General features: G+C 30.3%; 15 protein-coding genes and 1 tRNA gene. 12 read left to right on the top strand and 4 right to left on the bottom strand.

What is annotated here, in order from left to right; translation table 11 throughout:
• The 5 genes from BN350_RS19620 to BN350_RS20075 all read left to right on the top strand — a co-directional run.
• A partial coding sequence (locus BN350_RS19620) for a phosphatase PAP2 family protein (RefSeq protein WP_044600420.1) occupies positions 1–568 on the top strand: 568 nt, incomplete at its 5' end.
• 21 nt (positions 569–589) lie between these two features.
• The gene (locus BN350_RS16390) at positions 590–781 is read left to right on the top strand and encodes a hypothetical protein (RefSeq protein WP_028044560.1); all 192 of its coding nucleotides are present in this window, start codon (positions 590–592) and stop codon (positions 779–781) included.
• Between the two features lie 45 nt (positions 782–826).
• Complete coding sequence (locus BN350_RS16385; protein ID WP_028044559.1) at positions 827–1,744, top strand: MerR family transcriptional regulator; 918 nt, start codon at positions 827–829, stop codon at positions 1,742–1,744.
• A gap of 79 nt (positions 1,745–1,823) precedes the next feature.
• A tRNA-Arg gene (locus tag BN350_RS16380) sits at positions 1,824–1,901 on the top strand.
• Positions 1,902–2,263: 362 nt separating this feature from the next.
• On the top strand, positions 2,264–2,986 hold the full coding sequence (locus BN350_RS20075; RefSeq protein WP_222704660.1) for an HAD family hydrolase: 723 nt from the start codon (positions 2,264–2,266) through the stop codon (positions 2,984–2,986).
• Between the two features lie 10 nt (positions 2,987–2,996).
• Here the strand turns inward: BN350_RS20075 and BN350_RS16370 are convergent, their stop codons facing one another.
• On the bottom strand, positions 2,997–3,887 hold the full coding sequence (locus BN350_RS16370) for a LysR family transcriptional regulator (RefSeq protein ID WP_028044558.1): 891 nt from the start codon (positions 3,885–3,887) through the stop codon (positions 2,997–2,999).
• 126 nt (positions 3,888–4,013) lie between these two features.
• Between BN350_RS16370 and BN350_RS16365 the strand changes: the two genes are divergently transcribed.
• Genes BN350_RS16365 through BN350_RS16345 form a run of 5 tightly spaced genes read left to right on the top strand, consistent with a single transcriptional unit; the run spans position 4,014 to position 7,319 of the window.
• On the top strand, positions 4,014–4,262 hold the full coding sequence (locus BN350_RS16365; RefSeq protein ID WP_028044557.1) for a hypothetical protein: 249 nt from the start codon (positions 4,014–4,016) through the stop codon (positions 4,260–4,262).
• Positions 4,252–4,800, top strand: a complete 549-nt coding sequence (locus BN350_RS16360) for a flavodoxin family protein (RefSeq protein WP_028044556.1) — start codon at positions 4,252–4,254, stop codon at positions 4,798–4,800. The genes BN350_RS16365 and BN350_RS16360 overlap by 11 nt, the downstream gene beginning before the upstream one ends.
• Positions 4,793–5,266, top strand: coding sequence for a cyclophilin-like fold protein (locus BN350_RS19610; protein WP_231385315.1), 474 nt, complete (start codon positions 4,793–4,795; stop codon positions 5,264–5,266). Before BN350_RS16360 ends, BN350_RS19610 begins: the two co-directional genes overlap by 8 nt.
• Positions 5,263–6,144 (top strand): DUF3737 family protein, encoded by an 882-nt coding sequence (locus tag BN350_RS16350; RefSeq protein WP_028044555.1) that lies wholly within the window; start codon positions 5,263–5,265, stop codon positions 6,142–6,144. Before BN350_RS19610 ends, BN350_RS16350 begins: the two co-directional genes overlap by 4 nt.
• Positions 6,145–6,155: 11 nt before the next feature.
• Positions 6,156–7,319, top strand: coding sequence for a MalY/PatB family protein (locus tag BN350_RS16345; RefSeq protein ID WP_028044554.1), 1,164 nt, complete (start codon positions 6,156–6,158; stop codon positions 7,317–7,319).
• 18 nt (positions 7,320–7,337) lie between these two features.
• Here the strand turns inward: BN350_RS16345 and BN350_RS16340 are convergent, their stop codons facing one another.
• The 3 genes from BN350_RS16340 to BN350_RS16330 form a co-directional block, all read right to left on the bottom strand.
• On the bottom strand, positions 7,338–7,586 hold the full coding sequence (locus BN350_RS16340; protein ID WP_028044553.1) for a spore coat protein: 249 nt from the start codon (positions 7,584–7,586) through the stop codon (positions 7,338–7,340).
• A gap of 17 nt (positions 7,587–7,603) precedes the next feature.
• On the bottom strand, positions 7,604–7,777 hold the full coding sequence (locus tag BN350_RS21085; RefSeq protein ID WP_187117153.1) for a hypothetical protein: 174 nt from the start codon (positions 7,775–7,777) through the stop codon (positions 7,604–7,606).
• 63 nt (positions 7,778–7,840) lie between these two features.
• Positions 7,841–8,341: an L-2-amino-thiazoline-4-carboxylic acid hydrolase gene (locus tag BN350_RS16330; RefSeq protein WP_028044552.1), complete on the bottom strand. Its 501-nt coding sequence runs from the start codon at positions 8,339–8,341 to the stop codon at positions 7,841–7,843.
• Between the two features lie 108 nt (positions 8,342–8,449).
• On the opposite strand from BN350_RS16330, the gene BN350_RS16325 reads away from it, so the two are divergent.
• Together BN350_RS16325 and BN350_RS16320 are read left to right on the top strand one after the other, a co-directional pair.
• Positions 8,450–8,746: a phasin family protein gene (locus tag BN350_RS16325; protein WP_028044551.1), complete on the top strand. Its 297-nt coding sequence runs from the start codon at positions 8,450–8,452 to the stop codon at positions 8,744–8,746.
• Positions 8,733–10,334: an ABC1 kinase family protein gene (locus tag BN350_RS16320; RefSeq protein ID WP_028044550.1), complete on the top strand. Its 1,602-nt coding sequence runs from the start codon at positions 8,733–8,735 to the stop codon at positions 10,332–10,334. Before BN350_RS16325 ends, BN350_RS16320 begins: the two co-directional genes overlap by 14 nt.
• The last annotated feature ends 37 nt before the right edge of the window (positions 10,335–10,371 follow it).

Raw genomic sequence — 10,371 nt, 5'->3', positions numbered from 1 at the left:
TATGCTTTTATCTTGGCTTATTCTCATTATTTATCTTATTGCTTTTTCTTTAGGAGCATTCACAAGTTTAGATCAGCAAGTATATCAAGGTCTCCAAGCATTGACAAGTGAGCAATTAACTGGAATTATGATTGTTATTACATTTTTAGGATCAACGTTAGGTATTATTATCATTTGTATGATATGTTTGGTTACACATATCAAAAAAGGATTTTTTATCAGTATCAATGTTGCGATTGTTGCTATATTGAATCAATTGATTAAATTTATCGTTGCAAGACCAAGACCTGATGTCATTCATCTGGTCAAAGAAACGAGTTATAGTTTTCCTTCAGCACATGCTATGGCTTCAATGGCTGTGTTTGGGATGATTGCTTATTTCTTATGGAAAAAACATAAAGTGATAGCAGTTCTAACATTAAGTATGCCTATTTTGATAGGTATAACGCGTATTTATTTAGGTGTTCATTTTACAAGTGATGTTATAGCAGGATTCTTATTTTCTATAACTTATTTGTGTACAGTGATTCCTGTTTTAAAATATCATAAAATACTTCCTATTTCATAAAGTAGAATAGGAGGTATTTTTATGTCTATTGATGTTGATATACAATCTAGTCTTTATTATTATCATTTAACACTTGTAGAAAGAGAAGATCATCTTTTTTGTTTAGTTGATTTAAATACAGGTGAATGGTATGAGAAAATGACAATCTATTATATTCAACGATTATTAGATCTATGGAACCAAAAAAGAGGAAATGTTCAAATAATCACTTGACCTATCCCTTGGGGATAGGTTTAATATGATTATGAGGTGGTTATCATGAAGATAAAAGAAGTTACAGAAAAATATGGTATATCAAGAAAGGCATTGCTTATTTATGAAGATAAAGGATTAATCAAACCTACAAGAAATGTCTCTGGATATAGAGAATATGATAGAGATAGTGTAGAAGTAATAGGAAAAATAACTTTTTTAAGAAAACTTGAATTTTCTTTAGATGAAATAGAAAGTATACTTATTCATCATAATTATGATTTATTACAAAATAAAAAACATGAATATGATGTAAATATTCATTTTGTTGAAACAAAGAAAAGTTATCTTGATTATGCTAATGATGTATTGAAAGGTGAATATTCTATTGATGAAGCAATAGAAGCCATAGATGATACAATTCAGTTATATAAAGATCAAGAACATAATGAAATGATGCATTTTGAATTTCACAGAGATGCAGTTATGATAATGTGGTTTATCACATTAATTATTTCTTTCTTATCAGGTCAATTGTATTTAGTTATAGCAGCTTTTTGTTCATTACTTATTCCTATATTATTGAGTTTAAAGTGTGTAAGAGATTTCTTCTTGTCAAGACATGCAAGAGTATTTATTGGAATGATGTTAATTATTGTAGGTAGTATTGGAGTTGGTGTACTTTCTCATAAAACCGACAATACATTCAGTGAATTTTTATTTGGTATTAGTATTCTTTTATGTTTTTTGGGAATAGCTACATTTCGTCAAGTACAGGAATTATTTAAAAAATATCAAGTCATTATTTCTACAATCTTTTTTATAACTGGGCTTATGATGTATGGTAGTATATTCTTTATTGAGTTTGATGGCAAGTTAGTTTTTGGTTATGTCTTAACTGCTACGTTCTTAATTGTCATAGGAATTATATTTAATAAATATATACGTAAAGTATTGGGTTATATTTTTCTTGAAATGATATAATGATTTCAGGATGAAGATGTTGAAAAGTGAGGGTATTCATGATAAAATAATTTGGAAATGTTCTATATTTGTTATAATTGCCCTCGTAGCTCAGTGGATAGAGCAGTGCCCTCCTAAGGCATGTTTTGCGTAGGTTCGACTCCTATCGAGGGCGCCAAAGTACCAATAAAATGAAATTTAAATATATAATTCAAAAAGCTGTCAAAATTTTTGCCTGCTTTTTTCGTATGACGAATTAAATCATTCTTACAATTTTACTGATCAAAATAAAAACTTTCTTAAAAGAATAAGAAAGTAACTTATCCATATTTACAATTATGTATATGTATTTTTTTATGATCTATAAAGATTTTGGATTCGTCAAATATTTATGGAAGATATTTGCTATAGATATTTAGAAGGTTATGAAAATGAGGATATGCTTTTTAAGTATGTGAGGATATAAAAATGAAGTATTTGATTTTATATCTTTATCTGTTTAATATAAACAATGTAAGGATTGGAAAGAAGGATGATATAGTGATAGAAGGAATAAAAGCTCTTTTCTTTGATTTAGATGATACACTTATTTGTTTTGGTGGAGTGACACATCAAGCATGGGAATTGACTTGTCAGCAATTAACAAATGAAATGGAGATAAGCATAGATGCACTCACTTTAGCACATCAAATAAATGTGATTAATGATGCTTATTGGTCTAATGAGGAGAATCGTCCTAAAGGAAATGTTGATTTTCAATTAGTGAGAAAAGGAATATTAAGAAAAGCATTTGATAGTTTAGATATGAATAATGATTTGGCTATTGCATTTTTATTGGATCATTATGCATATTATAAAGAAAAAGCTATTTATTTGTATTCTGATGTTCATGAAACATTGGACTATTTTCATTCTCACGGATATAAGCTTGTGTTAATAACCAATGGTGATGGAACACGTCAAAGAGAAAAGATTTTACGTTTTGATTTAGAGAAACATTTTGACTTGATTCTTATAGAAGGTGAACAGGGAATCGGTAAACCGGATAGACGTGTTTATCAAAAGGCATTAGATTTTTGTGATGTTTTGGCTAATCAGGCATGTATGGTAGGTGATAACTATCTTTGGGAAGTAAAAGCTCCTATTGAATATGGGCTTAAGGGCATATGGGTCAATCATAATGGTGAAATTTTATCACAGGATGATATACAGCCAACTTTAATGATACAGCAAATCAGTGAATTAATCAGTTTTATACGATAGAAAAAGGATTCTACTTGGAATCCTTTTCAATTTCAGTTCTTAATGTTTTGAGAAAATAATCTGCTGCTCGCGAAAAAATTTGATATTTTTTCCATACAAGTGTTAATCCAACTTCTAATTTTGGTTCAAGTGGACGAAAACATAATTGACTATCACCAGTTGTATTAATAAGTCTATCTAATGTCAGAGCATAAGTATTTCCTTCTTCTACAATCAGGGACGCATTATAGATTAAATTATAAGTGGCAACAATATTTAACTGATCAAAATCACTATTCATCCAACCAGATATTTCATTTTGAACCATATTCTGATGAGAACAAATTAATGGAATATCTTTTAGCTGATCAGCAGTAATTGAATCATTATTTGCTAGTAAACTATCTTTTCGCATTAAGAGTCCCCAAGTATCTTTAACAGGTAGTTTTAAAAAATCGTATTGTGAAACATCTGCAGGTTCTACAAAAATACCAAAATCTAATAATCCTTTTTCTATTCGTTCAGCAACATCCTGAGCATTACCACTATATAAATGAAACTTTATATCAGGATATTCAGCTTGACATTTTTGGATAACTCTAGCAATTAATTTCATACCTTCTGTTTCACCACTTCCAATGTAGATGTCTCCACTTATTGAAGTATCCGATAACAAGAAATCACTTTCCGTTTTTTCAACAAGATTAATAATTTCTTCAGCTCTATTCCTTAAAAACATCCCATCTTCAGTTAAAGTAATTTTACGATTACCACGAATGAATAATTGTTTACCTAATTCTTCTTCCAATTCTTTCATTTGTCTTGATAATGTTGGCTGTGTAATATGTAAATGTTCGGCTGCTCCTGAAATAGATTCTTCTCTTGTAATCGCAAGGAAATATTGTAAAACACGCAGTTCCATAGAATCACTCCTTTTCTTTATTATACTTTTTGTATCCATGCTTTTCAAGTATAGTATGTTATTTGATATAGGTATTTGATATTAATGAAGACGAGAATTATAATAAGATCAAGAGGAGGTCATGATATGCAGTCACAGAAATTCGTTCAAGAATTACAGATCATGAGAAACTTGCAAGATGCTGGATGTAATAATGAACAGATTTATTGTTTTATGCAGTATTTAGAAAATAAAGATTATAAAAAACAGGTGCATTTTTTAAAATGTCATAGATGCATATTAAAAGAAGATATGCATGAAGTTCAGAAGAAAATAGATTGTTTAGATTATTTATTATATTCATTAAAGAAGGAGGAACAAAATCATGAGTTATAAAAACATTCTTGTTATTTCAACAAGTTATCGCAGTGGGGGAAATTCAGACACACTGGCAGATGCCTTTATAAAAGGTGTTCAGGAAAGGGGAAATCTGGTTACAAAAATGAATTTAAAAGATCAGGATATTCATTTTTGTAAAGGCTGTCTTGTATGTCAAAATAAGAAATCTTGTGTTATTCAGGATGATGGAAATGAAATTGTTGAAAAGATGAAAAATTCAGATGTTATTGTCTTTGCAACGCCTATTTATTTCTATGAAATGAGTGGACAAATGAAAACATTATTAGATCGTACAAATCCGTTGTTTGAAGATGATTATCAGTTTAGGGATATTTATTTATTAACAACTTCAGCTGATGAAGATGAATCATCAATGAATGGGGCTATTTTAGGTTTAGAAGGATGGATCAAGTGTTTTGATGGAGTTTCATTAAAAGGTGTTGTAAAGGGGGTAGGCATAGATCAGTATGGGGATATTGAAAAGCATACACATATTTTAAAAGAGGCTTATTTGATGGGGAAAAGCATTGCTTAAAAGAAAGTATATATGTCTGTTTATAATTGTGTGCCTTGTTTATGGCTGTCAATTATCACAACCAGATCCATTACGAGATACAGCAGTCAGTCAAGATGAAAGAGGAGATGAATTAATGAATATTGTTATCAATGAACAAAAATATAAAATAGAACTCTATGATCATTCAACAGTTGAAGAATTCATTAAATTATTACCTATGACTCTACAAATGGAAGAACTTCATGGAAATGAAAAATATTATTATTTAGATCAAAGTTTACCAATACATCCAGAATCAGTAAATCAAATCAAAGTAGGAGATATCATGCTTTTTCAAGATAATTGCCTTGTCTTATTTTATAAAGATTTTCAAACATCTTATCAATATACAAGAATAGGACATATTGAAGATGTAACGGGTTTGAGTCATCAATTAGGAAACAAGAGTATAAGTGTAACATTTCAAAAGGAGGAAAATGAATGAAAGTTATTAATCAGGAATATTTAAGTGGTGAAAGAGCACTTTTTCAAAGTGAAAATATAAGAGTTGAAAATTCAGTTTTTGCAGATGGGGAGTCACCATTAAAAGAAAGCAAACATATTGATATTGACCAAAGCATTTTTAAATGGAAATACCCATTATGGTACAGTCAAAATATCAAAGTCATCAATTCTACTTTATTAGAAACAGCTCGTTCAGGTATTTGGTATACACATCATATTGATATTCAAGATAGTATTATTGAAGCACCTAAAACATTTAGAAGATCAAGTGATATAACATTAAAGAATGTTGATATGCCAATGGCTCTGGAATCATTTTGGAATTGTCAGAATATTCAATTGAATCATGTAAGAGCAAGAGGAGATTATTTTGGAATGAATAGTGAAAATATTGTTATTCATGATTTAAATTTAACAGGGAATTATTGTTTTGATGGCTGTAAGAATATTGAAATCCATCATTCAAAATTAATATCTAAAGATGCTTTTTGGAATTGTGAGAATGTAACAGTTTATGATTCTACTATTATTGGTGAGTATCTAGCATGGAATACAAAGAATATTACATTTGTCAATTGTACAATTGAGAGTTTACAAGGATTGTGTTATATTGAAAATCTAAAACTTGTGAATTGTCGATTCATGAATACAACTTTGGCATTTGAGTACTGTAAAAATATTGATGCTGAAATTGTTTCATATATTGATAGTATTATGAATCCAATTTCTGGTGTTATTCAGGCATTAAGTATAGGAGAGTTAATTATGGATGAAACAAAGATTAATCCATCACAAACTCAGATTATAACATCACAGCCAATGGTAAAAATTCAATCAAAAGAATGTGTATGCAGTTAGGAGGAAATCATATGACATATGACTTTTCAAAATTAACAAATCGTCACCATACAAATTCACTTAAATGGGATGTCAAAGATAATGAATTGCCTATGTGGGTTGCAGATATGGATTTTGAAACTGCTCCTGAAATTATTGAGGCGTTGCATCAAAGAGTGAATCATGGTATTTTCGGATATAATATTGTGCCTGATGAGTACTTTCAAAGTATCCAAAACTGGTGGCTAAAAAGACATCATTATTACATCGAAAAAGAATGGATGATGTTTTGTACAGGAGTTGTACCAGCTATTTCATCTATTGTTAGAAAGATGACAACAGTTGGTGAAAATGTTTTAATCCAATCACCAGTATACAATATCTTTTATAATTCTATTTTAAATAATGGACGTCATGTTTTATCAAGTGATCTCATTTATGATGGTTATGATTATCATATTGATTTTGAAGATTTAGAAAGAAAACTTTCACTTTCTCAGACAACTTTGATGATTTTATGTAATCCCCATAATCCGATAGGAAAGATCTGGGATAAAGAAACACTACAGAGAATTGGTGATTTATGTGCAAAACATCATGTAATGGTTGTATCAGATGAAATTCATTGTGATATCACTGCCCCTCATGATGAATACATTCCTTTTGCCAGTGTATCACAAACAAATCTTATGAATAGTATCACTTGCATTGCTCCAACAAAGGCATTTAATTTAGCAGGTTTACAAACGGCTTGTATTGTTGTGCCAAATCCTATTTTATATCATAAAGTGAATCGTGGTATTAATACAGATGAAGTTGCTGAACCAAATAGTTTTGCAATATGTTCAACCATTGCAGCATTTGAAAAAGGTGAAACATGGCTTGATGAATTAAGAGCATATATTGAAAATAATAAGCAAATAGCTATTCATTTTATTGAGCAATATTTACCTCATCTTCATGTTGTACCAACACAAGCGACTTATCTTTTATGGATTGATTGTTCATATATTTGTAAAGATAGTGTTGAATTAGTTAATGATATAAGAGAAACAACGGGCTTATATGTATCTGATGGTTTAGAATATGGTGAAAATGGAAGGTCATTTATTCGTATGAATGTTGCTTGTCCATTAGAAAGACTACATGATGGATTACAACGCTTCTATAAAGCAATAAAGCAGAAAGAAAAATAATTTCTTTCTGCTTTCTATTTAACCTTGTGTAGCAAATTTTTGTTTAGTTTGCATGATTTGCTGGGATTGCGCCTGTTGTGTTGGATACCAGCCTTTTGCAGCCATTTTCATATAAATCTCATGCTGCATTGTTAATGTATCACATAATGCTTTATCAAAAGTATTATGAACATTTTCAGTATTTGACTCAAGTGTCCCATGTAAATATAAATCACTGACACCTTTAATTGTCATTAATAAACTTTCCATTAAACATTTATCATCCATATGTTTGATCTTCCTTTCTATAAAAGATTAAAAAATTGTTGAAATAACTGTTCATGATTTTGAACAAGTTGGGTAACATAGTTCTTAAGTTCACTATCTTGTATTTTTGAAGCCACTTCTAAACACTGTGTTTTCATAAATTTTTCATGACCTAATGCATCTTCAATATAGAGTAATTCTTTGGGACTCATCATCTCACCTCCATATTTATTCTTCACAAGTTCAAAAAATTAATACAAAAAAGAATGAACAAATCATTCTTTTTCTCGATAATAACGCAAATGACAAATTTCATCTCCATTAGCTATCGTTTTCTGTAAATCAAGTTTACAGCCATAAGCCTCACCAATACCACAATCTCCACACATGGCAATATCACAGTACATGGCAATCTCTTCATCTGTACATCCAGCTTTTTGCCATGCTTTCACAAGAGGACAATAATGGAAATGAATTTCTAACTGATCATCACTACAGTTTTGAACTTTCATTTCAAAAACCCATTGAGCAGGCTTTGTAAAAAGTGTTTTTTTGAGTCCTTTCAAACTTGTTGTTTGTCCTTTCTTGACTAGATATTGTCCCTGTCCTAAACCACAGCGTTTAATAGCAGCAGGACCAATGTCCATTGGCTGTATACCTTTCTTTTGAGCTTCATCACATAATAAGTATAACCATGCTGCTCTTTGTTCTAATTGACCTCTTACAGCAGTTATAATAGGATTTTTGATTTGAGGAACATTTTGAATTTTTGACATATTTTCACTCCTTGTATCATTATTATAGCATTATTTTTATATTGATGAATAAAAATAGAGTGACGATTGAAAGAAAAGTGGTAAAATAAGATAAAGGAGATGAAGATTATGAATAATTTAAGTGAAGATTTAAAAAAGGTTTTATTAGCTGGGTTAGGAGCTATGGCTGTAACTGCTGAAAAATCTAAAGAAGTTGTTGAACAGCTTGTTAAAAAAGGTGAACTTACTGTTGAACAAGGAAAAGTCTTAAATGAAGAATTAAAACATACTGTTGCAGAGAAATTAAGAGAGCCTGTTAATGCTGAAAAAGTGAGTCAGGATTTAGAAAAGTTAGATCCTAGTGAACTGGAAAAATTAAAAGCTAAGATTGAAGAGTTACAAAGTTTAAAGAATGAGTCAGAATAAGTATAAAGCATTAAGCAGTAAACGTCGTTTGGCTCAGATTGTATCAATTCTTAGAAAACATCATCTTGCTAAAGGAATTAATCCTGTTAAATTTAGAATGATATTAGAAGATTTGGGACCAACTTTTGTTAAAATTGGGCAAATCATGGCTTCTCGGCAAGATATGTTTTCACAACGATATTGCCAGGAATTGGTGAAATTAAGAGATAATGTTGCACCTATGGACATTCAAAGTGTAAGAGAGGTCATTGAAGAGGAGTATGGAACAAGACTAGAAAATGTTTTTTCTCAATTTGCTGATATTCCTTTAGGGAGTGCATCTATAGCTCAAGTTCATCAGGCAATATTAAAAGATGGTCGGCATATTGTTGTAAAAGTGCAACGTCCTGGTATTTATGAAATGATGGAAAGGGATATCTCACTTGTTCGCCGTGCAATTAAATTATTAAGGTTAAATGAAGTTTTAGGGAGCGTTGTAGATTTAAATATAGTTTTGGATGAATTTTGGCATACAGCTAAAGAAGAAATGGACTTTCTTAATGAAGCAGCGTTCGCTAAACGTTTTCAACATCTAAATGAGGACATAGTTTATATAGGTTCTCCAATAATAGAGACTGATTATACAACAAGTAAGGTTCTTGTTATGGAATATATTGATGGTTATGAAGTTGATGATCTTATCACTTTAAGAAAAAATGGTTATAATAGTGAAGAAATTGCTGCTAAACTTGCAGAGAATTATATCAAACAGATTGTTGACGATGGTTTTTTTCATGCGGATCCTCATCCTGGTAATTTAAGAATAAGAGATGGTCAAATTGTTTGGATTGATTTTGGAATGATGGGAATTCTAGGTCGTGCAGAAAAGGATTTAATGAAAAATGCTGTTATGGCAATTGGACAAAACGATACGCAAAAACTTGTTGACGTCATATTAACATTGGGAGAACATGATGATCGTATTGACTATACATTGTTTTATGATCATATTGAAACTTTTATGTCTCACTATGTGAGTATGGATTTAACAGATATTAATTTAGGTGATGTCGTACAGGAAATTTTTACGATTGCTCATCGTCATCATATTTCTATGCCTAAAGGAGTCAGTATGTTAGCACGAGGTTTAGTAACTATTGAAAGTACAGTTATGCTGATTGATCCTCACATTAGCATTATAGAAATTGCTGCTAATCATGTTGCTAATCACATAACAGCTCAGTTTGATTTAAAAAAAGAACTTGTCAATTCTGTTCACAAAATATATGAATCAACACAAAATACTTTAGATCTTCCTATTCATTTATCAGAAGTGATACGAATGATGATGAAAGGACGTTTAAAAATCAATTTAGATATTATGGATTCTAGTGTTCCTTTAACAACTATTAATCATATGGTTAATAAACTAGTTGTTGGAATTGTGAGTGCAGGATTATTAATGGCAAGTAGTTTATTATGTACGACACAAATGACACCAAAAGTTTTTGGCATTCCAGCATTGGGTTTTATAGGGTATATGACAGCAGTTGGACTAGGAATTTGGTTATTATTTACAGTTTTAAAAGAAAAAAGACATAAAAAGTAAAAAAAGCGTGACAATACATCAAACCTGACTTTAGAAG

This window comes from Candidatus Stoquefichus massiliensis AP9 (assembly GCF_000455285.1).
Taxonomy (GTDB): Bacteria; Bacillota_I; Bacilli_A; order Erysipelotrichales; family Coprobacillaceae; genus Stoquefichus; species Stoquefichus massiliensis.
This window is presented reverse-complemented; position numbering and strand designations above follow the sequence as displayed.

What these genes read in the sequence shown, in the direction of transcription:
- BN350_RS16390 (WP_028044560.1), top strand. Translation starts at nt 590, where the DNA reads ATGTCTATTGATGTTGATATACAATCTAGTCTTTATTATTATCATTTA.
- BN350_RS16385 (WP_028044559.1), top strand. Translation starts at nt 827, where the DNA reads ATGAAGATAAAAGAAGTTACAGAAAAATATGGTATATCAAGAAAGGCA.
- BN350_RS16370 (WP_028044558.1), bottom strand. Translation starts at nt 3,887, where the DNA reads ATGGAACTGCGTGTTTTACAATATTTCCTTGCGATTACAAGAGAAGAA.
- BN350_RS16365 (WP_028044557.1), top strand. Translation starts at nt 4,014, where the DNA reads ATGCAGTCACAGAAATTCGTTCAAGAATTACAGATCATGAGAAACTTG.
- BN350_RS16360 (WP_028044556.1), top strand. Translation starts at nt 4,252, where the DNA reads ATGAGTTATAAAAACATTCTTGTTATTTCAACAAGTTATCGCAGTGGG.
- BN350_RS16350 (WP_028044555.1), top strand. Translation starts at nt 5,263, where the DNA reads ATGAAAGTTATTAATCAGGAATATTTAAGTGGTGAAAGAGCACTTTTT.
- BN350_RS16345 (WP_028044554.1), top strand. Translation starts at nt 6,156, where the DNA reads ATGACATATGACTTTTCAAAATTAACAAATCGTCACCATACAAATTCA.
- BN350_RS16340 (WP_028044553.1), bottom strand. Translation starts at nt 7,586, where the DNA reads ATGGATGATAAATGTTTAATGGAAAGTTTATTAATGACAATTAAAGGT.
- BN350_RS21085 (WP_187117153.1), bottom strand. Translation starts at nt 7,777, where the DNA reads ATGAGTCCCAAAGAATTACTCTATATTGAAGATGCATTAGGTCATGAA.
- BN350_RS16330 (WP_028044552.1), bottom strand. Translation starts at nt 8,341, where the DNA reads ATGTCAAAAATTCAAAATGTTCCTCAAATCAAAAATCCTATTATAACT.
- BN350_RS16325 (WP_028044551.1), top strand. Translation starts at nt 8,450, where the DNA reads ATGAATAATTTAAGTGAAGATTTAAAAAAGGTTTTATTAGCTGGGTTA.
- BN350_RS16320 (WP_028044550.1), top strand. Translation starts at nt 8,733, where the DNA reads ATGAGTCAGAATAAGTATAAAGCATTAAGCAGTAAACGTCGTTTGGCT.